At 55.4% G+C, this 25,779-nt stretch carries 14 protein-coding genes; 1 reads left to right on the top strand and 13 read right to left on the bottom strand.

The window, feature by feature from the left end; genetic code table 11:
- Positions 1-348 precede the first annotated feature (348 nt).
- The 9 genes from LARV_RS17630 to LARV_RS20255 all read right to left on the bottom strand — a co-directional run bounded on the left by LARV_RS17630 (position 349) and on the right by LARV_RS20255 (position 14,321).
- Positions 349-1,548 carry an acetate/propionate family kinase gene (locus LARV_RS17630; protein WP_075074878.1) on the bottom strand — a complete coding sequence of 400 codons (1,200 nt, stop codon included), beginning with the start codon at positions 1,546-1,548 and terminating at the stop codon, positions 349-351.
- A gap of 235 nt (positions 1,549-1,783) precedes the next feature.
- Positions 1,784-2,587 carry a nitroreductase family protein gene (locus LARV_RS17625; RefSeq protein ID WP_075074877.1) on the bottom strand — a complete coding sequence of 268 codons (804 nt, stop codon included), beginning with the start codon at positions 2,585-2,587 and terminating at the stop codon, positions 1,784-1,786.
- Positions 2,584-3,804, bottom strand: a complete 1,221-nt coding sequence (locus LARV_RS17620) for a radical SAM protein (RefSeq protein ID WP_075074876.1) — start codon at positions 3,802-3,804, stop codon at positions 2,584-2,586. The genes LARV_RS17625 and LARV_RS17620 overlap by 4 nt, the downstream gene beginning before the upstream one ends.
- Positions 3,805-4,457: 653 nt before the next feature.
- Positions 4,458-6,020 (bottom strand): radical SAM protein, encoded by a 1,563-nt coding sequence (locus LARV_RS17615; RefSeq protein WP_236710006.1) that lies wholly within the window; start codon positions 6,018-6,020, stop codon positions 4,458-4,460.
- Positions 6,021-6,129: 109 nt separating this feature from the next.
- Positions 6,130-6,411: a hypothetical protein gene (locus tag LARV_RS17610; RefSeq protein ID WP_075074874.1), complete on the bottom strand. Its 282-nt coding sequence runs from the start codon at positions 6,409-6,411 to the stop codon at positions 6,130-6,132.
- Positions 6,412-6,700: 289 nt separating this feature from the next.
- Complete coding sequence (locus LARV_RS17605; RefSeq protein ID WP_075074873.1) at positions 6,701-9,544, bottom strand: LuxR C-terminal-related transcriptional regulator; 2,844 nt, start codon at positions 9,542-9,544, stop codon at positions 6,701-6,703.
- Between the two features lie 72 nt (positions 9,545-9,616).
- The gene (locus LARV_RS17600; protein WP_075074872.1) at positions 9,617-10,867 is read right to left on the bottom strand and encodes an MFS transporter; all 1,251 of its coding nucleotides are present in this window, start codon (positions 10,865-10,867) and stop codon (positions 9,617-9,619) included.
- Between the two features lie 284 nt (positions 10,868-11,151).
- On the bottom strand, positions 11,152-13,749 hold the full coding sequence (locus LARV_RS17595; RefSeq protein WP_172797917.1) for a cation-translocating P-type ATPase: 2,598 nt from the start codon (positions 13,747-13,749) through the stop codon (positions 11,152-11,154).
- A gap of 11 nt (positions 13,750-13,760) precedes the next feature.
- The gene (locus LARV_RS20255) at positions 13,761-14,321 is read right to left on the bottom strand and encodes a Chromate resistance protein ChrB (protein WP_075074871.1); all 561 of its coding nucleotides are present in this window, start codon (positions 14,319-14,321) and stop codon (positions 13,761-13,763) included.
- Between the two features lie 271 nt (positions 14,322-14,592).
- On the opposite strand from LARV_RS20255, the gene LARV_RS17585 reads away from it, so the two are divergent.
- Entirely contained in the window at positions 14,593-20,094 is a 5,502-nt protein-coding gene (locus LARV_RS17585; RefSeq protein ID WP_075074870.1) for a carboxypeptidase regulatory-like domain-containing protein, read from the top strand.
- A 134-nt stretch (positions 20,095-20,228) separates the two neighbouring features.
- On the opposite strand, the gene LARV_RS17580 is transcribed toward LARV_RS17585, so the two are convergent.
- From LARV_RS17580 to LARV_RS17565, 4 genes are all read right to left on the bottom strand, one after another.
- Positions 20,229-21,626, bottom strand: coding sequence for a Sapep family Mn(2+)-dependent dipeptidase (locus tag LARV_RS17580; protein ID WP_075074869.1), 1,398 nt, complete (start codon positions 21,624-21,626; stop codon positions 20,229-20,231).
- Positions 21,627-21,764: 138 nt separating this feature from the next.
- Positions 21,765-23,597: an ABC transporter ATP-binding protein gene (locus LARV_RS17575; RefSeq protein ID WP_075074868.1), complete on the bottom strand. Its 1,833-nt coding sequence runs from the start codon at positions 23,595-23,597 to the stop codon at positions 21,765-21,767.
- On the bottom strand, positions 23,584-25,323 hold the full coding sequence (locus LARV_RS17570) for an ABC transporter ATP-binding protein (protein ID WP_075074867.1): 1,740 nt from the start codon (positions 25,321-25,323) through the stop codon (positions 23,584-23,586). The genes LARV_RS17575 and LARV_RS17570 overlap by 14 nt, the downstream gene beginning before the upstream one ends.
- Positions 25,304-25,759: a MarR family winged helix-turn-helix transcriptional regulator gene (locus tag LARV_RS17565; protein WP_075074866.1), complete on the bottom strand. Its 456-nt coding sequence runs from the start codon at positions 25,757-25,759 to the stop codon at positions 25,304-25,306. The genes LARV_RS17570 and LARV_RS17565 overlap by 20 nt, the downstream gene beginning before the upstream one ends.
- Between the last annotated feature and the right edge of the window lie 20 nt (positions 25,760-25,779).

The raw sequence follows: 25,779 nt of genomic DNA, 5'->3' as shown, positions 1-25,779 counted from the left end.
TGGGGTACCTCCGCATCGATGGCTGAAGGATTTCGATGAGACCATTGCGACTCGTTGTCCCCCGGTCGCCGTCTGTTTGTTATGGATTGGATACTATTGATTATTACACAAATTGTAATTTATAGTCATTTAGTATAAGGATCAAAATGGCATAGCCCCCAAGCCGGCTAAAGAGAATTCGAATTGAATCCGTCGCCTGCCGTTCCCCTTGCCTGTACTGGGTGGAATCGGGGTGTGTACCTTCCGCCCCATGAGAGTCTCCTGGTACCGGTAAGGGCAATTCATGAATTGCCCTTACCAGTACCATGACGCTATCCAAAACGGGATAGCGTCATGGCTTTACGCCTGCTACGCGAGGCAAAATTGGGCCAGGATTTCCTGCAATATCACGCTTTCTTCGTCCGTCGGCATGACCCAAATTTGCGTCTTCGAACGGGCGCTGCTGACCCGCGAAGCCCTGTCGAGCGGGGCATTTACGTTCTTCGCGGCATCGATTTCGACGCCCAGGTTTTGCACCCCGCCGCAGACCTTGGCGCGCAGCTTCCAGGACTTCAAGCCCACGTCGTCCGTGAACACGATGGCATCCGCGCCGTCGAGCAGCCAGGTATACGCGCCCAGGTAGGTTTCCAGACGGTGGGCGTATACGTCGTACGCCAACTGGCAGTCGGCGTTGCCCTTTTCGCTCGCCTCGATGATTTCCGGAAGGCTGGATGAAAACCCGGACAGGCCGATCAGACCGGACCGGTTGTTGAGGATCTGACTGACCTCATCCGGAGACGATCCATTGCGGATCATCTCGAGCACTATTTCGGGATCGATATCCCCGCTGCGGGTGGACATGACCAACCCGGCCAGCGGTGAATAACCCATCGAGGTGTCCAGGGGCAGGCCGTTTTTCATCGCCACCACGCTCGAACCGCCGGTGCCCAGGTGGCACAGGATCAATTTCAACTCCTCGAGAGGCTTTCCCATCAATTCGAGCATCCTGGAAGAAACGTATTGGTAGGAGAGGCCGTGAAAGCCGTACTTATAGTAGCCATACTTTTCAACCAGATCCCGCGGGATGGCGTATTGTTTGGAGACTTCCGGCATCCTGGCATGGAAAGCCGTGTCGAAGACGGCAAACTGCGGAACGTCCGGAAATTGCTCCAGGCAGACTTCGATGACGCTGTAGGAATTCGGATTATGAATCGGCGCAAAGGGCAGGCACTGCTGCAACTTCTGCAGGACCGGTGGGTCGATTTGAACGGTTTTGTCGAAGAAGGTGCCCCCGTGTACGAAGCGGTGGCCGATGGCATCCACGCTGACCTGCAGTTCTTTCAGGATAGCAATGATCTTCCCCGCAGCCTGGCGATGGCTGGACAGATCGGTTTTTTGCGAACCGGCGCTAATTTTGGATTTCCACTCGATGAACGCGTCTGCCCGGGTTTGGGTGGCGACATTCTTGGCCTTTCCAGAGACGAGCACGACCGGTTGATCATGACCGGAGGTTTGATAAACTTTAAACCCCTGCGACGAGCTGCCACAATTAAAGATCAGGATATTCATCCAAGCATCTCCAAAGTATTATGGATACTCTACTGTTAAAACACCAATCGCATGCCGAACTTCAGGTCAAGAATCTATATCGAACAGACCTTTGATTTTCGGCTAACAGTATACTCCCGGACTCCCGGGTTGAAATTCTTATTTTATGAATGGATTACAAAAATCACCCGGGGAAGGAATTTTCTCAGGTGATTTTTTGATTACAAATGACCTGTGGTTTCAAAAGAATGATCGTTCAATCCGGTTTTCGATTGTAAAAAACCATATCGTTCAGGTCAGTCTCGGCCTGGCTGATCTTACTCCGATAGACATCCAATTGGTCCTGGAGGGTTTTCCCCGGATGGCTGGCCTGATAACCGGCGATCATCTGGTCGAGCCAGTTTTGCATGGTCTCGGGGTCCGGAGCTCGGTACGCGCCGTCGAGCAGGATTTGATCCATGGGAAGCCTGGGCGGCATGGGCGGATAGGCACCCCGGGCATAACCAAAGACGATCGTCATCAACGGCACGGCGCCGTCTGGCAGGTTCAGCGTTTCCTTGAGGTATTTTGCATCCAGAATTCCGCTGCGCCCGGTCTCGGACAGCATCACCGAAGAAACGCCCAGTGCTTCGGCGGCGATGTTCATATTCATGGCCGCCAGCGAAGCATTGATCACCCCGGTGGTGTATTCCGTCAGCGGACGGAATGGAAAATCTTCGATCACCTGGTGGTGGCGGTGCGTATCGCTGATGACGATGACGGCCCGATCGCCATGAAAAGGGATCGAATGTCCGAAGGTCAGTCGCCAGTGGTCGTTATCGAATACGGCAAAGGTCCAGGATTGCAAATTGACCGTCGAAGGCGCCAGGCGGCCGGCTTCGAGGATGGCGGCAAATACATCCGCGGGAATCGGCTGCTGTGAAAAGGAGCGGATGCTGCGCCGTTGATAGATCACCTTCAACAATTCGTTGTCCGCCAGCGACGGCGGCATGTTCGGCCTGCCGCACAGAATTTTCACCAGGCTGCGGACGGTTTTGGCCAAGCCGAGATTGGTTTTCATGGCTCAATTTCCGCTTTGTTCTTTCCCTTCCCCAGTACCGAGACGAAACCGCCGAACAATCGATATTCATCCATCCGGCAGGAGTTGACAAACTTGCCGTCGTAGATGGTGATATCGGGACAACTGTCGCACATATCGGCGCGGCCATCGGGTTGGATGTCGGGGGCCTGAATGATGCCGATGCTCTGGACAAAAACGCCATCGAACAGATGCGAGGGATTATGCAACACATCCATCCAGCGCTGGTACCTTGCGCGACGGACCATCCTGTCCCAGCCCGAAAGCCAGAAGATTTTGGAGCCGATCCGGCTGGAGGTGAGATAAGCCAGATAGCGCCCTTTTTGCAGGTGGTGGCCGACCTGGGCAAATTCCATTGTCCGTTTGCCCACCGATCCGTACATGCGATGGGGGCTGCCGATCATCGCGCCCATCAGCCATTTATAACTGTCGTGCCGGATACTGCCGCCCAGGTATCCGGAGGCTTCATATTCCGGGAAGTTATCCTGGATGATCTGGTGAACTTCCGGGGCTGTGATGAAGTGCTCGTGGAAGGATGCGCGCGTGTAACTCAGTTTCTTCAAATCCACCTGTTGATCCTTCAGGTCGGTGGCAATGTTATCCTCAGTCGTGGCGGTACGGTAGGTGATAAACACCAACCCCTGGACTATCCGAATATTCGCCTGTCCCCAGCGGATGATATCCGGGATTTCGGAATACGTTTCCGGATAGACCGTCGAGTTGAAGATCAGGAACAGGCCACCTTCGGCGGCCACCATGTCGGCAATGTGCTGGCGGAGTGCGTTGTGATCTTTTTCGGTCTTGTTTTTCCAGCCGGGGCGATTTTGATGGCTGTCGACATGCATGGTGAAACCGGCCAGCCCGGCCTTTTTCAGATCATGCAGCAGTTTGGGCTCGAGCGCCAGGCCATTCGACAGGATGATCGGCTTGACGCCTTTGTGAGCGATGTAGGCTACCAGATCGGTGATCTGCGGGTGGAGCAGCGGTTCACCGCCGGCGATCGAGAAATTATCCGGATTGCGCCACTTGATGAAGAATTCCACCTCATCCTTGAGCTGTTCAAGGGGTTTATGTCCGGTCATGTACTGGCGGTAACAACCCTCGCAATGGATATTGCAAATATCGGTGACTTCGATCCACGCGATGGGGTTGTCGTTCATCGACCACGGCAAACGGTAGTATTCTCGTTTTTCAAGCATCGTTCCTCCCAATGTGCCCTTCGATACAATTTACCCTTTGAGTTTCGGCTATTTGATCTGTCTGGATGGATCTTTCAACCCATTTGGCTGGGGTTGGCATTCTTGTCTGGCGCGGGCGCCGTTTCCTGGTTGGCGCAAAGGATGTCATCGGTATGGGAATGCATTGCGACCAAACCTAAAGTCAGGTCAACTGGGATGGCTATCTCAATGAAGGCCTTGGTATGTAAAATTACACAAGTAAGTCAAATGACCGTCCATAAGAAAATACTCGACAGCCGGTAATCGATTTTCCCCCACGCCTTTTTCGAGCTGATTCATAAGGTTTCGATAAACCGCTTTCAAAGATTATAGCGCACTAATTGATAATAATAATCTATGTAAATCAAAGATATCGTCGATTGGGTTCGATCAACGAACCGGGTATGTTCAACCCTAGACGATCACGGGGCGATCAGTCATCTCAACAGGGGTTGAACCTGTTTGCCAGACCTGGAAAGTCTGCACAGCCCCGCCGGGCGAGATGGTTTTTTTGAGCTTATTCGATGAACAGGCCTGACCTGAGCGAACCTCCATCCTTCCAGACCACAGCGCGCCATGTGGTTTGTCCTTCTCACCATGGCGCGCTGCGATTTTGTCTGGTCGTTCAAACTGTCCTAACCGGCGGCAACCGGTTCGTTTTCCTCAATTTGGTCTTCACCGTCTTTGCCCCCGGCCGCGGGCAGATCGGGTAAATCGGCCATCTTGTTGTTCGACGGGACGGCTCTGTGAATGTAGTAATTTTGCCAGATGCCGTTGGTGATGTCTTCGAATTCGCGGTTGTAGGCCACCAGTCCATTGGTGTAGGCCGGGTCGGTCAGCGTTTCGGCTGCATTGGCGTCGGTCGGCTCGGGTTCATATTTGCGAATCAAGGCCTCGAGTTCAGCATGATGGTCTCGATTGGGGCAAGGCGCCAGCCCGTTGCGGGTCTCCTTCTTATAATCCAACTGCCACTGGCGCACGGAGCGGAAGAAAGGTTCCTGCCAGACGTCGTTGAGGTTGCCACCGCGCGCGTAGATATCCTGGATGTTGACCGGAGAATACGGCATGAAGACGCAGGGTGTCATAGCCCCATTCCAATCGACGTAGAAATACCCGCCCGCACCGTGCCCACCGGCCGAGAGACAGCCGTCGCAAGCGGTGCCGTGGTTCCAGAAGTCCGCGATGAAGAAACGGCGCTCGCGGATGATCTCCCAGGAACGGTGCCACATCCAGGCGCGCTGCTGGGGGGTGACCATCAGATCCAGGGTAAATGCCCGGCCAATCGGCATGTATTGGAAGAGCCAGGCGAACAATGCGCCTTGCTGGATGAAGAAATCGATGAACTCCTCCGAGAGGATTTCTTCGGCATTGTAGCGTGTGCCGGTCAGCGAAACGCCAAACGGAACGCCGTCACGCCGCAACCGGCTCATCGATTCCAATACTTTGTCGAATACACCCTTCCCCCGGCGTTCGTCGGTGCGTTCTCTCCAGCCCTCCACCGAAATGCACAGCAGCAGATTCCCCGCTTTGGAAAGCCGTTGGCTGATCGGATCGGTGATCAAAGTGGAGTTGGTGTAAGCCATGAAGAAGCAATCGGGGTGTTTTTCGATGAGGTCGATGAGGTCCTTGCCTTCGGAACGGTAGGCGAAGGGCTCACCGCCGCTGATCACGAAGAAGCGATCGCCCCACAGGTCCCTGGCCTCGTCCACCATGCGGTCGACGATGCTCCAGGCCAGCGTTTTGGGCTGTTCGGTCGAATCGGCGTAACAACCCGTGCAGTGTAAATTGCAGGCCTTGCTCGGGCTCAATAACAGGAAACTCGGCGAGCGCATTCCGTAGGTTGCCCTGAACTGCTCGACCTTTGCGGTATCTCCACCTTCCATGAAGAGGGTCTTGACCAGGATCTGGAGGATGGTCCGCAAATAGCCTTCGGAGATCCGTTTTTCCGCCAAAGCCCGTTCCAGTGAACCCATGATCGCGAGGCTCATGGCTGTGCGATCGTCTTCGATTCCGGGAAGTTTGTCGGGATCTGAACGCGATTCTCTCAACCCGGTCATCAGCATTTTCTCGACTTCATGGAAGACCGCTTTTCGGACCCATGGATTTTGTACCATTTGTACCAGTTGGGGGCCTGAAGCCGTTGATGCTCTGATCAACACCTCCTGGAGTGTCTTCGGAAGTTGTGCGTTTGCTGCCATAAACCACCTGTCCTTTATCCTTGCTCGAAAAGCCCGGTCGCTAATCATCGGGCTTTGGATGTCTGTTTTTCCTGTTTGGTTGGATTGAATTGAACCGGAGGGATCGATCTTACTCCTTTATTCCTTGTGGGGGGTTCGGATCAGCCAGGTCAGTGTTTCGCGTAGATCGGGTGGAAATAGACTCTCCTGAATTCCCCCCGGTTTTTGGGGAATTCGGATCACCCGTTGGCTTGTCTTCTACGCTGACTTCCTCCTCCTGGCCTGATCGATCGACCTTTTCCAGAACAATCTCCGGCTTCAAGCCTTCGATTTTGAGAATTTTGCCCACGTGCTTTGGCTTGAGCGATCCGCCAAACTTGCGCAAAAACCGGTCGCTAATCAGACCACGCATGCCAGATCGGCCTTTCGAAATCGAAATTTTCCTGCACTGACAGGTCGCCTCCAGGATCGAATGACCCGGGGGAAATCATCGAAGCTGCAATTAACAATACTTTACCCGGCGGGGAGCCCGCCGTCATGCATCCAAAGTGTCATTTAAGTGTCATTTAGCCGGAACCGGGTTGAGCACCAGCGATTTGAACGGAATTCAAAAACGCCCTCCCAAGGCAATGACCTGCCGGTTGAACGGGTGGGGCGGAATGCTACCGCGATAATGTTGTGAATTCCGGTTGTGAGGGTTCTCAGGGGATCAGGCCCAATTGCCGGGCCCTGGAGACCGCCTGGGTGCGGTTATTCACATCGAGCTTCGCATAGATATTATAGGCGTGGCGTTTGACGGTATTCAGCGCCAGGTAGAGTTGGGCCGATATTTCCCGGTTGGATTTCCCTTCGGAAACCAAAATCAGTACCTCGGTCTCTCGCGGAGAAAGAAAAGCCGTCTGTGGTTCTTCCAGGGTGGATGAAGATGGCGCCGGAATGATCTCACTCGATGGAGGCGTCTGAGCCGGCCTGGCCGCGTTTGTGAATACTGCCAGCAGGCTGTCGATGTAACCGGCGGTCGGGAGAAGACTGCCGGTTTCGATCGCAACACAACGGCAAGAGGTCAAAAGGTTAGCCACCGGTTGTCCGCCATCCAGGAAGACGCGCCGGTAACCTTCCGGTTCACCGAGCGTCAGGGCTTGTAAGAGGTTCTTAACGGCTCGTGGTTGATCTCCAAGCGCGTCCCAGGCAATTGCCTGCAGAACCAGGATTTCGATTTGGGAGGTCACCCGCTGGAAGCATTCCGCATCCGGCTGGATGGAGTTCATCAATTCCAACGTCTGCTGTAAACAGGCTTTATCGCGCCGATTTCGGCCCATCGCCATCAACAATCTGACCTGGGTGAGCAGTAGATACTCATATACATGGTAGGGATAATTCTCCAGATGAATTTTCTGATTGAAATCCGAAAAACCGGACCGGTTCCACAATTGAACCGCTGCCGGCAGATCAGCCCGTTGTAATGCCAGGCGGACTGCAACGGCTGAAACCAGAATATCATCCCACTCGCTGGATTCGGTCCCCAGGGCCAATTGAGAGGCCTGCGTGATCAGATCCTGTGCTCCCGAGAAATTCCCCTGCAACTGGCGAAGGTGAGCCAGCGAAATCAGGCCGTCCAGGTTGCTGAGCCAGCGCAAGGATTGTGGAGTCTGGCCTTTGCTTTCCAAAAATACCTGAGCTTCATCCAGCGAACCGCGCTCGAGCAAAATTTCTCCAAAGCCGGTATCCGCCAGACTGGCCAGCGAAAGAGGTTTTCCATCCGGATCAACGGCCATATAGCGTACTTTTTGTAAGGTCGCCCAGGCCTGGGTTAAATGGCCCTGCAAGGCCTGCATGTCGGCCAATTCGCAGGTGGCAATGATCGATACCAGCAGATTGTTGGCTTGCAGGGCGATGCGTATGGTATCACGCAGGGCATCGATGGCTTTTGGGGTATCCCCGGACAGAATGAAATACAGACTGTCCTCCAAGGCAAAAAGGCTGTGGATGAATGGATTTTCTGCATCCAGAAAATTTGCAGCCAGTCTGGAATACTCGGTCGCTTTTTCAGTATCGCCCTGCAATACCGCCAGGAAAGACTCGCAGATAGCCAAGCCGCCGTGAAAATTCCACGGGCCGGTATCATCCGCGCCGGAAGTGGCCTGGCGTTCTTCATTTTTGGGTCCAGCCTGGTTCTCGATCAGCGGTAGGCCCTGTTGGAGATCATCGATCCAGTATCTGGCCTCATCCAATCGATAAGCAGACATCAACCCCCAGGCGTAAACGATGCTAAGTCCCGGACGGCTGCGAATGATATCCTTCGGCAGTTGGCCAATCCAGTGAGTCAGGGAAGAAATATCCCCGGTCTTCACCATGGACTGGATATTCCCTTCGATGAGGTCTGCGGTGCCTTGCAGATCTTTGGATGCCAGTAAAAATCGAATGGCCTCAGTCAGATTGCCATTCCGCTCGAACCATTCAGATGCCCGTTTTTGCAACACGGATATTTCTGCCGGGTTGATCTCGGCCTGAATGTGGCGCAGGAAATCAGCGAACAAGGGATGATACCGGAACCATTCGCGCTTTTCGTCCAGCGCGGTGATGAAAAGGTTGGCATGTTCCAGACGACTTAACATGACCGTGCCAAAACCGGGTTGGGCTTCCGGCATGGCAACTGCCTCACAGAGAGAGCCGGTCAGCAGATCCAGGATGGAGGTGCGCAGCAAGAACTGGCGAATTTCCTCCGGTTGACGGTCCAGGACCTCCTCAGCCAGAAAATCGACCAGGAAATGGGCATCCCCCTGCAAATTGGCCAGCAGGGTGTTCGGATCAGCCCGATGACGCAGGCTGATGGCCGCCATTTGTAAACCGGTGATCCATCCGTCGGTGCGCTCCTCCAGCATCCGGATGGTTTCGGGAGGCAACTGCAATCCCATCGCCCCTTCGAAGAACAACCCGACCTCAGCGGCGCTAAAGCGCAGGTCATCGGCGTTCAATTCGATGACTCGACCTTTTGCGCGTAAAAAAGCCAGGTCCAGGTCCGGCTCACACCGGCTGGCCAGGATCAAATGCAGGTTGTAGGGAGAATGTTTGAGGTAAAAATCCAGGGTCCGGAGAATGATCGGGTTTTCCAGCACCTGGATGTCATCCAGAACCAGAACGATCTCATTCGAAAGCGCAGAAATTTCATTGATGAGAAGGGTCAGTCCGACTTCCAAACCACCGCCGCGGGTGGAAAGGATGAAATCCAGGGTCTCTTCCCCCAAACCGGGCTGTCGGGTCTGCAATGCGCTGATGAAATAGCGGAAGAAGCGATTGGGATCATTGTCGTCGCTGTCGAGGGTCAACCAGGCGACCGGTAAGCGGGTGTGTTCCGCCCATTCGATCAGCAGATTGGTTTTCCCAAAACCGGCCGGCGCGGATAACAACGTCAGCGGTCCCAGGACGCCGCGGTCGATCCGCTCGGTCAGGCGTGGCCGGTGGACAAATTCAGGCGGGATTTTGGGAACCGAAATTTTGGTCCGAAGAAGAGGCTGCTGCGACGCAGAATGGGATTTAAAGGACATGATTTAGACCCCTCTCACTTCACCCGGAATCAAACCGTGCGCTTGGGTATGAATTCGAGGCGCTTCATTTCATTATAGCGAGTTCTTCAGATCGGGCTTCGGCATCCAGAAAGCCATCAACAGAGCTGCCATCAGGGCCAGAGTCCCGCCGAAGAAGAACGGCGCGGACGGTCCAAATCCGTTCCAGGCGCCGATGCCCTGCCAGAGAATACCGGCGATGAAGGAAGCCGGGAAGGCCAGCAAACCGATCACAGCGTTGTAGGTGCCGTAAGCGGTGCCGCGCAGGTTCTCCGGAACGAGGTCTGCGACCATGGCGTTCGCCGTTCCAAACGCCAGACCGAAATACAACCCATAGGCCATATACAGCAGCCAGACCTGCCAGGCGTTGTGCGCAATGGCAAAGCCGAAGTAGATGGCTGCATAGACCAGCCAACCGCCGATGATCAGGCGGCGGCGGCCGATCCGGTCGGAGAGTGAGCCGGCCGGGGTGGCCACCACGGTAATCACCAGATTGTAACAGGCCAGCATGATCAGGATGCCGGTGACCGAGATGCCCAGGTTTTGAGCGCGCAGGACCAGAAAAGAATCAGCCGAGTTGCCCAGGGTAAAGACGCTGACGATCACCAGGAAGATCTGGAAAGGTTTTCCGAGACTGCGGAAGGAGAACTTGGGCGCAGCCCGTTTCCCGTTGATTTCGACATCTTTCGCGCCAAAGGCCAGCGCCAGTACCGCCAGGAAGGCCGGAACCAGGCTGATCAGAACAATTTTTTGAAAGGTGGTTTTGGATAATTCCACCGTGGTGGATTGCGTCATCCAGACCACCAACGCCGCAATCAGCAGACCCAGAAAAGCTCCGCCCTTATCCATGGCGCGGTTGAAGCCAAAGGCCAGGCCGCGCATTTCTTTGGGAGTCGAATCCGCCACCAACGCATCGCGCGGCGCGGTACGAATGCCCTTGCCCACCCGGTCCGCCCAGCGGACTCCGGCGATCAATCCCCAACTGCTGGCAATGTAGAAAAAGGGTTTGGTGATGGCCGAAAGGCCGTATCCGACGACCGCCAGCCATTTACGCTCACCGAGTTTATCCGAAAGCCAGCCTGAAAACAGCTTCAGGATGCTGGCTGTGGCTTCAGCGACGCCATCGATCAGACCGATGATGCTGGTTTGCACACCCAGGACATTGGAAAGAAATAACGGCAGGATATTGAGCACCATCTCGCTGGAAATATCCATAAGGAGACTGGTAAAACCGACCGCCCATACATTGCGGGGCAGGCTTTTGAGGGATGGAGCTGATTTGGAATATTCAATCGTTTCGGACATGGATGCCTTCTAGAATTTCGGTTGTGTGTTTCTGGTTTCGTTTTATCTGATGCGACCTTCGGTAAATGTCAACCGGCCCGGAGGAGAGAAAATAGAGTGTTCCTGATCGCCCGTTCGATGCAGTTTTTTCGGGCGACCAGCAGGATCAAACCGGCAAACCCGACTCGTTCGAACCCTCCCAGATCGTCCCAATGGTCTTGAACGGATCGAAGGCTTCGACTGCCGGACGCCGGTCGGGGAGAGAGCGGGTAACTCTGACGAATGGATCCTCCTGAAATTGCAGGTCATTTTTTAAATGTGATTCTCTTTTTGACCTCCATCCAGAAGGTGCCGATAAAGGTCGCAATCAGAATCATCGACCATTGCGAACCGGTCAGTGGAGCCGCTTTCATGAGTTGCCGGGCGCCCGGAATTACCGAGACCAGCAGCAGGAACACTGCAACGGCTCCAGCCCAGGCCAACATCATCCGGTTGCTGCTCAGACCCGCCTGGAAAACAGGCTGGCGCTCAGACCGCAGGTTGAAAGCCAACAGAACATGCCCGATCAACCAGCCAAAGAAAGCCGTGGTTTGTGAAACGGCGATATCGTGCGTGTTGTACCAGGTGACCAGATAAACCGTGGTGATTGCGATAAACAGACCCAGGGCCGAGGTGAGAATTCCGCCGATCATAGCCCCATCCATGAATTTGGCTTTTGGGTCGCGCGGTTTGCGCTCCAGCAGATCCGATTCGGGCCCTTCGACCACGAAAGAGGCCGCCGCCATCAGATCCATAAAGAGTTCCATCAGGATGATTTGCACAGGAGCAAAGGGGACGGGTACCAGCAGCAGCGTTGGCAGCAGATTGATCATGATCAGCGCCACTTTGCAGGCCAGGTAATAGCGCACGCCTTTTTTCAGGTTTTCGAAGATCAGTCGGCCCTCTTCGACGGCGTGCAGGATGGTGGTGAAATTGTCATCCGCCAGTACCAGATCGCCGGCTTCACGGGCCACGTCGGTGCCGGTTTCGCCCATGGCTACGCCGATATCCGCCGCTGCCAGAGCTGGAGCATCGTTGACCCCGTCGCCGGTAACGGCCACCCGTTCGCCCAGGGCCTGCAGGGCCTGCACGATACGCAACTTATGTTCAGGAGTGGCGCGCGCGAAGATCGAAACGCGCCGGACGGTTTCTTTCAATTCCCGGTCCGAAAGCTGATCCAACTCCGGACCGGTGACCACGCCGAAATCGCCATCCAGGCCAACCTGGCGGGCGATGGCCCGGGCGGTCAGCGGGTGATCGCCGGTGATCATGATGGCGCGCACTCCGGCCCGCCGGCAGGTGGCAATGGCCTGACGTACTTCCGGGCGGGGCGGATCCTGCAGCCCAACCAGGCCAATGAATGCCAATCCGCTTTCTACGATTTCCAAGTCCAGATTTTCGGCGTCCAAAGTGCGTTCTGCCAGGGCCAGGACCCTCAGACCATCGGCTGCCATTCCATCCACGCAATCCAAAACAGCCTGTTTCGCCGCGGTATCGAAGGATACGACCTTTTTCCCATCCAGCTTCAGGATGCACTGTGGGAGGATCGATTCGGGAGCGCCTTTTACCGCCACCCAGGCATGATCATCCTTGCGCGTGACGGTCGACATGCATTTGCGGTTGTTGTCGAAGGGGAATTCAGCCACGATCGGGCGCGCCTTACGGCTGGCGCTGACGTCCATGCCCGCGGTTTGGGCCGCGCGCAGCAGGGCCGTATCCACCGCGTCGCCCCTGAAATCCATCCCATCCGGGACAGCGTCATTGCAGAATACGCCGATTTCCAGCAGGCGTTCTTTTGCTCCGGCGGGTTCGAAGCGCGTGACTGCCATGCGGTTTTCGGTCAACGTGCCGGTCTTGTCGGTGGCAATGACCGTCACCGATCCCAGCGATTCCACGGCATTCAGGCGTCTGGCAATGGCGTGCTTCTTCGACAGGCGGAAGGCGCCCAGGGAGAGCACCATGGTGATGATGATGGGCATTTCTTCCGGGATGGTGGCGAATGCCAGGGACAGGCCAGTCAGCAGCATCTGTTTCGGGGGCTGGTGAGCCAGCAGTATCCCCACCAGCGGCACCAGGATGCTGAATCCCAACGCGAACCAGACCAGGATCTTGCTCAACTCCTCCATCATATTCTGAAGGGGCGTGCGCGGTTCGCGGACCTCACGGGCCATGCCGGCGATGCGGCCGATCTCGGTGCTCATGCCGGTGGCGACGACCACGGCCCATCCTTTTCCGCGGCTGACCAGCGTGGACGAATAGACCATGTTCTGGCGATCGGCCAGAGGCGTTTCAGGATTGGCGATGAAGGCCGCGCTTTTTTCCACCGGTAGAGACTCGCCGGTCAGCGCGGATTCGTCAACCGAGAGGCTGTACACCTCCACCAGGTGCGCATCTGCGGGAACCCGGCGCCCGTCCTGAAGCAGGATGACATCGCCCGGGACGATTTGATCGACGGGTAGTTCTGTAAAATGCCCTCCACGACGGACCGAAGCCGTCGGTTCGGCCAATTTGCGCAGGCTGGCAATGGCTCTTTTCGAGCGCTGCTCGTTGGTTACTTCCACGGTGTTCAACGTCAAAATGATCACGAAGATGGTAATGGCCTCGGAAACCTCCCCCCAGATGGCATACAGCACGCCGGTGACCAGCAGCATAAGCACCATCGGTTCGTGCAGCTCCTCGAAGAATTCATGCCAGAAGGACTCCGGCCTTTCAACGGCCAGGGTGTTGGGACCGGCTTGAGTGAGACGCCGGCCGGCTTCCGGATCGGTCAGGCCGTTGGTCTGGTTGGTTTGCAAACGCGCGATTGTTTCATCCACGCTGGCCGTGTGCCAGGGGAAGTCATTTGTCAGGGGATGTTCGATCATTTTTTTTGTGACTATTTTTCCGTCAAATTCAAGTTCTGCCCGGGTACGGAGGCCTGGCGGTCGTACACTTCGTTGGAAAAGACCTCGAAGGACGCTCGACATTTTTCCAGTGCAACAGCGGATTGCCCCGCCACCTCGCCACCTGTAAAATCCCGTTTCACGATTTTTTCGAACCAACCCTCCAGGCGTTGGAGATCCTGTTCGTTTTCTTCCAACTCGGCGAAGGTATATTTTTGCTTTCCGGATTCCTTTTCGATTTCCGCCAGAAATTCCTGGCAGCGTTCGAGAAATTCGATATATTCTTCTTCCCGTTCGGTGCGGAACCGGGACAAGATGTCCTGTTCGACGGCCGCGTCGAGCGGCGCTACACGGAATATTTGCCCGCTGGCGCCTTGCTTCTGGATCCACTCCAATAAAACCGCGAGGAATTGGGTTTGATCGGGCCGGTCTGGCAGCAGCCAGACGCCGTTTTGCAGGCCCAACGCGCCGACCGCGCGCAGCTTTCGCCAGACGTTCACGCGCAGGCTGGATGGATGAGTGGGAAGTTGGGATGAGAATAGGAGCCAGTTCATAGCAACCTCGGTTGAAACAATTGTTGCATTTGAGTATAGCTCAAATCAATTTGAAATGCAACAATTGTTGCACCTTCACGGAACCGGCCTCTGACGCCAGCCGGATCGGCGGATAATAACATCCAATCCGGGGTCATTGGCGCCTGGGATGCCACCGGGAAGCCTTATAAAATCGAAAGGTGTTGATAAGTTGACAACCCGGTGCCGCAATATATACTATTCAGAGGCAAGTATTTTTTGCTCGTTTTTCCATATAAAAGGATTGAGTCAAATGAATAAGACCACCCATCGTCCATTCCTGCCGGTTATTCTTGTCCTTGTTTTATTTTTATCCCTACAGAGCGCATGGCCTGTTCAGGCTTCCAGCCAGCACCAGGATGCTCCATGGCCAGTGGTGATTGTGAACAGCAACATTGCAGCGAATACGATCTGGACTGCGGGCAATGTTTATTATGTAATGAATGACATCGAAGTTCTGGCTGGCGCCACGCTCACCATCCAGGGCGGGACGATCGTCAAATTCTGGGTTCCTTATGACCCGGCAACCGCGACCAATTTAACAGGCCTGAAGGTGAGCGGGGATTTACGCTTTACTTTTAGTCAGCTTCCGCCTCTCGATGCTGAACGCGTTGTTTTTACCTCCGGCCGCGACGATTCCGCGGGTGGGGACACCAATGGCGATATTCAGCAGACGTTGCCGGCCCCGGGTGACTGGGATTCGGTTCAACTGGCTGCCTGGGATACCCTGGACCCGGCCGTTCAATATCTGAATGTTCGGTACGGCAAGGATGGATTGAACATTCACAACGCCGGGGCGGTCACATACCAGCCGGTGATCTCGGATAACATTTTCGTAGAGAATACCTGCGGACTTACCCTGTCGCTCCAAAACAACGGTTCGATCACCGGATTGGTCAGCGGAAATACCTTTACCGAGAATAAATACGGCTTTTGCACCCGGCGCACGAACGGAAATGGCCAGGTCAATCCGACGCTTGCGAATAACGACTTCAACAATAATTCGATTCTGCCGATTTATCTTTATGGCACCTCCTTCCCAACCTACGACAGCAATACGATCAGCGGTTATATCGATCCCGCGGATAAACTGGGCATCGGTCTGGGGGGTGTTTTCAACGGCAGCGGCGCGTTGACCATCGTGGACGGCATGCCGTTCGTCATCGTGGCACCGATGGAAGTCTCCGGGTCGGCGACTCTGACCATTCCGGCCGGTGCTGTAATCAAGAGCTTCACCCGCTACAACCTGGCAAAGACCACCGACCCGGTGCCCGGATTGACGATCTATGCCACCAATTCTTCCGGGGTTGTTTTCCAATCCACCGAGGCGGACCCCATCACCTTTACCTCTTATCGGGATGACAGCATCGGTGGAGATACGAACGGGGATGATCTCGATACCGAACCCCTGGCCGGCGATTGGTTAGGCGTTGATTTTCGCGACCAACGCGCACCGACCGATCCAAACTATCTCTTCCAATGGATTAATTTCCGCTATGCCGTCAACGGCCTGTGGTATGAAACGACCACAACCCAGAATAATCCCCGCTTACCGGTAATCGTCAAGGATTCATTTCTTGGAAATCAAAACGGTTTGCACTTTAGCGCCGTTTCCAATAACCCGAATTCGCGCATTCAACCGACCATTCAAGATTGCACATTCGAAAAGCAGGGCATCGTTCCGACTGTCAAGACGGATACGAACCCCGGTGTGCCGATTTTACTGGAAAATACCGTCCAGCCAACATATGTCAATAATACATTTATCGATAACCTTCATCCGGCCATTGGCATTATGGGCAAGTGGCGTTCATCCGTCGAATTTTCGTCCGTCGACGGGCAGGGCCTTTCGCCGCTTCCCTATCTCGTGATCGGGCAGGTGTGGTTTGGAAACAAAGACATTGCCGGAGGCGTTGATACCACCGGAGTATTTACCTTCCCGGCCGGGACGATCGTCAAATTCTTTGTCAATAACTTCGAACGGAATAATCGTTCGTACTTGTATGCAGCCTCACAGGTGCAATTACAAAGCACCCCGGAGGCCCCGATCATATTTACTTCGTATTATGACGGCTTTTTTGGAGGGGCAACGGATGGCGGGGTTGGCATTTCGCCAACGCCGGGAGATTGGGGAGAATTCTTAATCCGCCATCCGGATAGTGAAATCCTCAACACGGTTTTCCGCTACGGCGATAAAGCCTTGCACGTGGAAAACAAGAATACAGCCGTGTCCGCTCCATTCGATGCCGCCATTGGGAACTCGGTCTTTGAATATAACAATTTCGGCCTGTATCTGGATATCCAGGCGACGAACGACATTACCAGCCTCATCAGCAATAATGTCTTCCAATACAATTCGTACGGTTTGGGTACTTTCGCCAGGGATACCCTGAACAGCACCCCGAAGGTAACCGGCCTTTCGCGGCCGACCCTGAGCAACAACCAGTTCATCGGCAATACCACTTTCCCCATTTTCCTGAATGGTTCGGCCACCCTCGAATATTTCGAACCCAGCAACCAATTTGTCAATAACGCCCACACAGCCATCGCGCTGGGCGGCTACTTTGGCGCGGTCAGCAGCGATCCGTTGTTCCGTATCCGGCTGCCCCGGATCATGGCCGGGCCGGACGCGCCCTTGAACGGGCAATTGGTCCCGTATGTTGTCTCTTTAACTACAAATTTCGACTGGAATACCCCGACCACCATGGACGGTGGGGTGGTCTTTAAATTCGATGTTTCAAAAGAACTGCACTTCTATGGTTCGCTGAACATGACGACCGGTCCGAGCGCGCAAAATTACTTCACGTCCTACCGGGATGATTCGGTGGGCGGTGATACGAACGGCGCGCCCACGCCCAATCCGGCCCCGGCGCGCGGAGATTGGGGCGGCATTTATCTGGCCAACCCGGCCTCCGGGCCTTTCTCGTATGCGACCGTTCAATACGCGAAAGACGGTCTGGTCATTCATCAGTCTGCTACAAACCCGTCTCCCGACGATTTTAATTTGGGAATCACGAACAACACCTTCCAGCTGAATACAAACGGTTTGACTTTCAAAATCGGATCCGATTACGACATCCTGTCGAATGTGGCAAACAACATCTTCGTATCCAACGATTATGGAATCCACACCCTGACGGATACCAGCGTTGCGCTGCACTGCGGTACGGCCGATCCAACTTTGACTCAAAATAATTTCAGCCTGCACAGCCAATTCCCGCTGTACTTGCAGGGGTCTTCGAACCCGACGTACACCGATAACCTCTTCTGGTCCAACACCCATCCGGCAATTGCGGTGGGCGGCACCTGGTGCCGCGATGCGACCTGGTCGAAGGTGCACGACAATACCTTCAATCAGGACATGCCCTATGTGGTGAAGGAAACGCTCATCCAGGAAAATGGCGTGTATTACACGCCAACCATCACGTTGCCCGAGAGCCTGATCGTGAAATTCATGGCGGATAAATACATCTACGCGGATGGTTATCTTAATTTGCAAAGTTCGCCCAGCAAGGAGATCATTTTTACATCCTATCTGGACGATGCTTACGGCGGCAACATCGATGCAGCCCCGCAACCCCAGTCCATCTCGCGCTCGGCCTGGAAGACGGTCTGGCTGAACGATTATCCCGGCAAGAATAACCACATCCACGATTTAAAGGTTTATTACTCGACCGCCGGATTGGGGGTGTATTACGATGGGCCGGAGAACACCCAAATCGCGACCCTGATCGAAACCACCGAGTTTACCAACTGCCATTCGGCCATCGTCCTCGTGGTCGGTTGGCGCCAGGTTTCCAGTACGGTTATTTACCCGGGCAAGGGCAATATCAACGCCACCCTGCGGAATAACAATATTCACGATAGCAACTACGGCGTTTTGACCGTCGCGCACGATAAATCCACGGGCATCATAAACCCGGTGCTGGAGAACAACACCTTTACCAACATTGCCTACTACCCGATCTTCCTGGGGGGCACTTCCTATCCCTCCTTCACCGGCGCCAACCAGATCAACGGTCGGTCCGCCCTTGGAAACGGATTGGCGGCCGATGGATTGGCATCCTCGGGTAATGAGACCAACCCGGTGGAAGATCTAGCCATCGGCGGGCTGGATGCACCAGGCACCCAGGCCGTCCTGGAAAGCCTGAAACCCGGCGACCAGCCCCTCGCAGCTCCCGCCGCCCCGCAGGCCTATCTGGCCGCATCGCCCAACCTCTTCCCCGCGATTGGCATGGCCGGCACGTGGAACAACGCCGGCGAACTCGTCCGTATTGAAGGCGTTCCTTACGCCATCGTCGGGAACTTCCCGCTGACGGTCAGTGATGATGGATTTTCGTATAAACCCCAGGATAATGTCACCGTCGGTGCCACAAATGCGGCGAATGCGGCGGTCGCTGTGCCGGCCGGAACCGTATTCAAATTTGCCACCAGGTTGATGATGGTGGTCAAGGGGACTTTGAATCTGTTGTCCACGGATACCCAACCGGTTATCTTCACCTCCATCAAGGATGATTCGGCAGACGGGGATACGAATCGGGATGGCATTACTCGCCCGACCATCGGAGATTGGGGCGAAGTGCAGCTTGCAGCTTCCAATGCCTTCCACAATGCGGTCGTCCGGTATGCCACGAAGGGTTTGCATATTTATTTCGATGGCGGGGTCAATCTGAATAACCTGACCACGGTCGACCATTGCACCTTCACTCAAAACACCACCGGCATCAGCCTCACCGCGTTGGATAACGGCGATATATCGGCGGGGATCTCGCATTCGACCTTCTACCTGAATACGATTCACATTCAGGGCAACCCCAGCGGCGCCGGAAAGACCGGTCACCTGTGCGTCAAAGCGCACAACAACGACCTGTTCGGCACCAAAACCACCCAAAATGGGATCGAGAATAACAACCTGAATGGTTATTCTCCCGCGCTGCCGGATTGCGCGGCGCCGGCCTTCGACGCCACGTCCAATTATTGGGGCGACGCAAGTGGGCCCTACCATCCAACGCTGAACATCCCCGGACTCGGCAGCCGGGTCAGCGACCGGGTGGCCTTCGATCCCTGGCTGGGGAATGCCGTCATCCCACCCGCCACCTATACGATCAGCGGCCGGATCACCAAGGACACCGCGGTTGGAGACGGCTTACCGGGCGTATCTGTCCTGCTGCAGGGAGATCTGCCAAACGAACTCAACACGGTGACTGATGAAAATGGTTATTACAGCTTCTCAGGGCTGCAGAACGGGAATTATTTTGTGTCCCCCGGTTTGCAGGGTTACAATTTCACACCCACCTCGATCAACATCACACTGGCCGGAGCCGATGCCCTGGATTCCAATTTCATTGGCACCATCAGCCTCGCAGACGTGGCATTCGCGGTGGACAGCGTTCAGGTCATCCGTCCCACGTCCGCCACACCCAAGACGTACTGTACCTTTACCGTGAGCATCGACAAGGCGCTTGGAGCCGGAAAATCCGCCAGCGTGGAATACTATACCTACGCGGCTTCGGCGGTCGACGGCGTGGATTACGTCAGATGGTCAGCTAAATTGACTTTCCTGGCCGGTCAGAGCCTCACGCAGAAGGTCAGCGTCGAAATTCTGCCGTCCAATCCGGAAGACCCGGACAAGTTCTTCTATTTCGTCTTGAAAAATCCGATCAACGGTACACTGTTGGTCTCGAGCGGGACCTGTACGATTTTGCAGCAGGCTGCCAATGACAATAAGGTGTTCATTCCCTTCGTGCAGAAGTAAGTGAACCTGGATTGGCAAAAAAGATAAAAGCGCTTTCGGGCGCTTTTATCTTTTTTGGGCTTTATTTTTCGTGAATTTACTGCCAACCCTTCGCCGCCGGATCCCGGTCCCCCGAATCCAGCCCGGGCAGATTCCTAACCGCACACGTCGGCGATCACCTGGGTAAAGACCTTGGATGCGGTGACCAGGTCGGCGATGCTGGCGTGCTCATCGGCGCCGTGCATCTTGGACTCGAAGCCGGGCATCATGGCGCCAAAGGCAACGCCGCCATCGATGTGGTGAACGTAGGTGCCGCCGCCGGTCGATTCGCAGAATCCCTTGCGCCCGGTGTACTGTTCGTAGGTCTTTAGCAAAGTCTGAATGAAGGGTGAGTCGCAGGACGTGTGGTGCGGCGCGGTGACCTTGCTTTCGAGGGCGATCCCCAGCCCGGCAAAGCGTTGGGCAACCACGTCCAACGAGTTTTCACGCGTGGCGCACAGCGGGGTGCGGCTGTCGAAGCGGCCCGAGAAACCCGTCAGGGTCTGTTCGTAAATATCGAACGACAGGGTCAGCGGTCCGGAGATCTCGTCCGATTGGGCAATACCGATGGCCTTGCCGTAATAATCGCCGTGCGGGAAGAGCCGGTTCAGTTCGCGAATGGCCTGCGCGCTTTCACTCTCGGCCAGCGGCAGCGCCGACAACAGGGTCAGCAGGGCGGTCAGAGCGTTGTTGCTCTTCTCTGGCATGGCGGCGTGTCCGCCCTTGCCGACGGCGAGGATCCTGACCGAACCGTTTTCCCGGGTGATGTTGAATTCTGCCCCGGTTGTCTTCGCAACCCCTTCGCAGATGGGTTGGAGTTCGGCGACGCTCATCCCTTCCACCCAGGCTTCGGCCTGCTGCGGAATGACATTGATGATGGCGCCGCCTTTGACTGCGGTGACGCGGGGGAGCGCTTCGGAAACGCTCCAATTCTTTGTAAAGGTCGTTTTCAAGCCGCCCTTCTCGGTATTCGTGACCGGGAAGGCCCCGTCGGGTGAGAAGACAAACCGCGGCGCGGGCTGGCGTTCGAAATAATAAACGATATCCGAGGATGCGGTTTCTTCATCCGTGCCCAGGATCAGGCGGGCATTGTACTGGAGCGGAATACCCAGGTCTTTCACGGCTTTCAATGCAAACAGGGCCGCCACGGCCGGGCCCTTATTGTCGCTCGAGCCGCGGCCGTAGAGCATGCCATCCTTGAGGACCGCCTCGTACGGTGGGGTGCTCCAACCGATGCCCTCGCCGACCACGTCCAGATGGCACAGCATCCCCAGGCGGGTTTCCCGGTCGCTGAGATTGACGGTGCCGACGTAATTGTCGAAATTGGCGGTCGAAAAGCCCAATTCATTGGCCATATTCAGGGCCAGAGCCAGGGCATCCGCCGGTCCTTTGCCGAATGGCATGCCGGGTAAAGGTTTCTCCTGAACGCTTTTGACGGCGATCAATCTGGAGATGGCGTCGACAAACGTGCTTTCCTTATTCTCGAAATATTGGTTGACGCGTTCTTGAAGCACGGGTACGATCCTTTCATTGCTATGGAGTGAAGTGCAGATGGTCAGAAGATCCGGTAGAAGCTAAGCAATTATATTTTGATTCGCGCAGATGAACAGCCAGTCCGGCGGGCAATCCTACCATCCAAGCAGGCCCGACGTTCACAGAGCCATCCCGGTTGTAAACTGGCTGTTGTACAGGCCGGCGTAGAAACCGTTTCGGGCGATGAGTTCGGAATGTGTACCGGTTTCGACCACCCGGCCGTCATCGATCACCACGATCTTATCGGCGTTCTTGATTGTCGAAAGGCGATGGGCGATAACGAAACAGGTTTTCCCTTGCATGAGCGTCAACAGGGCGTTCTGGATCAGGACCTCGGTGCGGGTGTCGATGGAGGAGGTGGCCTCGTCGAGGATCAGCACGGAGGATTGGGCGAGGATGGCGCGGGCGATGCTCAACAGTTGGCGCTGCCCTTCTGACAGGTTTCCGCCGTTATCGGTCAGGATGGTGTCGTAGCCCTGCGGGAGCTGCAGAATGAACTCGTGCGCCTGGGCTTTTTTGGCGGCCTCTTCGACTTCATCGTCGGTGGCATCCAGCCGCCCGTAGCGGATATTTTCGCGGACGGTTTCGGAGAACAGGAATGGGTCCTGGAGGACCACGGAGATGTTCTCACGCAGGCTGCGCAAAGTAATCCGGTGAATTTCCATCCCGTCGATCCAGATCCGGCCGGAGTCGAAATCGTAGAATTGGGTCAGCAGATTGATGATGGTGGTCTTGCCGGCGCCGGTCGGGCCGACGATGGCCACAGTTTGGCCTTTCATGGCGCTGAGGACGGCGTCCTTCAGAACCGGTTTGTCCGAAATGTAGGAGAAACCGACGTGGTCGATGGAAATATTCCCAGTGATATGCGAGATTGCCTGCGCATCGGGACGATCGTGTTCCTTTTCTTCGTCGATCACTTCGAAAACCCGTTCGGCGCCGGCCAGGGCAGCCTGGACGGTATTCAGGAGGTTCAAAATTTCGTTGATGGGCCGGGTGAAATTGCGCATGTACAGCAAAAAGGAAAAAACGATGCCGGCTGTCATGTTCATGCCCTTGACGATGAAGATTCCACCGCAAACAGCGATCACCAGATAGGTCAGGTTATTGGTCACATTGTTGATTGGCCCCATCACGCCGGATAAGCCCTGCGCCATCGCAGCGCTCTGGGTCAAGCGCTGATTGATCTCGGAAAATTCCTGCTGGGCCTTCTTCTCGTGCGAAAAGAGTTTGACCACCTTTTGGCCGGACAGGGTTTCCTCGATGAAGCCGTTCATCTGCCCAAGTTCCTGCTGCTGGGCCGTAAAATACGGCTGGGTCTTTCCGGCGATGAACCGGGTGCCGATAAACATCAGCGGCGTCGTGGCCAGGGCGATGAGGGTGAGCAAAGGGCTGAGCAGCAGCATGGCGATCAGCATGCCAACGATCATGACGATGCCGGAAAAAAGCTGGACGACGCCCTGGGATAGCACCAGGTTGATGTTATCCACGTCGTTGGTCAGGCGGCTCATCAAATCGCCGCTCGAATGGGTGTCGAAGTAGCGCAGCGGCAGCTGTTGCAGGTTGGCAAACAGGTCGCGCCGGATGTCGGCGGCCGTTTTTTGAGCCGTGGAGATCATCAAGATGTTTTGTGCGTAGGTCGAAAAGACATTCACCCCGTAGATGGCCAACATCACCAGGCAAATCGAACCCAGTCCGCGGATATCCCCGGTTTTGATGAAATGATCGACGGTATAGCCGTTCAGGCGTGTGCCCAGGATGGCGATGAGTGTGCTGACCGCGGCGCATACAAACACCAGTCCGAGGGCGAGTTTCTTCTTCGCCAGGTAATTCAGCAGCCTTTGGACGGCCCGGCGAGTATTCCGGGGTTTGGCCTTTTGCCTGAAGAATCGTTCGTTGGGTGGTGGGCCTGGCGGCCGGCCGATGATGTTCCCGGGTAAATTAGCGACTGCCATAGGTGACGACCTCCTCCCCCAGTTGTGAAACGGCGATGCTGCGATAAATCTCGCTGGTCTGGAGTAATTCGCTGTGGTTGCCGACAGCCGAAATTTCACCATGATCGAGCACCAGAATCTGGTCGGCTTCCATGACGGCCGAGATGCGCTGGGCAATGACGATCAGGGTGCTGCCCCGTGCCCGGGCGATCAGGGCAGCGCGTAATTTCGATTCGGTTTTCAAGTCCAGCGCGCTGCTGGCATCATCCAGGATGAGGATTTTGGGTTTTTTGAGCAGGGTGCGCGCAATCGAGAGGCGCTGCTTCTGGCCGCCCGAGAAATTCCGGCCGCGCTGTTCCACCGGACTCTCGAACGCCTGCGGAAGCGCCTGAATGAAATCGAGCGCCTGGGCGTCTGCGCTGGCTCGTATTAAATCGTTCTCCGATGCATTCTCATCCCCGTAACACAGATTGCTCTGGATGGTCCCCCAGAAGAGGATGCTTTCCTGCATCACGATGCCGATATTCCGGCGCAGTTCTTCAAGACCGACCTTACGAATATCCACGTTCCCGAGCAGAACCTGCCCCGTGTTGACATCGTACAGCCTGGGGATCAGGTTGACCAGCGAACTCTTCCCGGACCCGGTGGCGCCGATGATGCCCAGGGTCTCGCCCTGGCGAACGGTAAAACTCAGGTTCTTGAGGACGGGTTCACCGCTCTGGCCGTAGCGAAAGCTTACGTTCCTGAACTCGATGTCGTAATTCCCGGGCGCCTGGGGTCTGGGGTCTTCGCGGATGGTGGGTTGGGTGGCGAACACCTCGTCGATCCGCTCGGCGGAGGCCTGCGCGCGGGAAATATTGATCACCAGGCCGATGGTCATCATCAGAGAATTGGTGATTTGCACCATGTAATTGACAAAGGCCATGATCTTGCCCACTTCGAAATTGTGCAGGATGACCATATTTCCGCCGGCCCACAGGATGAAAACGGTGCTCGCGTTCATCAAAAGCGTCACGACAGGCATCAGGAGAAAGGTCATGTTCTGGGCCTGGATGCTCTTTTCGGTCAGGGCATCATTCACCCCAGTGAACCGCTCAAATTGTTTGGGCTCCAGGGCCAGGGATTTTACGACCCGGATTCCCAGGAGATTTTCTCGCATGACCGTGTTCACCCGATCCAGGCGGATTTGCACCTGTGTAAACACCGGGATCGATTTTAGAAGCACGAAATAGATGCTGACGATCAGGATGGGCAGAATGACGCAAAAAATGAGTGAAAGCTGGGGGCTCAGCAAGTAGGACATGACGATGCCGCCCAGACAGAGCAGGGGCGATCGAACCATGATGCGCAGCATCATCAGCAGCATGTTTTGAACCTGAATGACATCATTGGTCATCCGGGTGATCAACGAGGAGGTTTTGAAATGATCGATTTCCGAAAAGGACAGGCTTTGGATCTTCTCGAACAACGCCTGGCGCAGTTCACCGCTCATACTGACGCCCGCTTTGCAGGCGAAGAGCGAACAGGAGGCGCCGCCGATAAAGCCGATGACGGCAAACGCGACCATCTTCAGCCCGATGCGCAGGATGTAAGCCATGTCTCCATTGGCGACCCCGACGTCGATGATATCCGACATCAGCGTCGGCTGCTGCAAATCCATGAACACTTCCACCAGCATCGTCAGCGGCGCCAGGACCGCGAAAAATCGGGCGGGGCCCTTGAGGTACTTATTGATCAGATTTAGCATCTAGGCTCGTTCCATCGGCTTTTTTTAGATTTTCATACATGCGCTGCATCAACTGCATGGAAAGCTTTTTTTCGTCTTTCGAAAAGCCCTCGAAACATTCTCCCTCGAGCTGCGCAAACACGGCTTCCACCTGTTTGTGGGTTTGCATTCCTTTTTCGGTCAGATAAACATGCATCGAACGACGGTCATTCGGATCGCATTCCCGCCGGATGAGGTCGGACTTTTCCATGCCGATCAGGATGTTCGTCACCGTGGCCGGTTCGAGATCGCAGTCGGTCGAGATGTCCTTCTGGATGCAGCCGTCATGCTGGATCAAATAATCCAACAGGCGCGGTTGGCCGGGGGTGACATCCAATTGCGCCAGGCGCGTGTAGGAACACTTGCGATGGATGCGGTAGACCCGGGCCAGTAATTTATGCAAATCTCCGATTTTCATTTCAACCTGTCCAAAATATT

It is taken from the genome of Longilinea arvoryzae (assembly GCF_001050235.1).
In the GTDB taxonomy this organism is placed as follows: Bacteria; Chloroflexota; Anaerolineae; order Anaerolineales; family Anaerolineaceae; genus Longilinea; species Longilinea arvoryzae.
The sequence above is the reverse complement of the archived record's forward strand: the minus strand, read 5'-3'. Positions and strand labels throughout refer to the sequence as shown.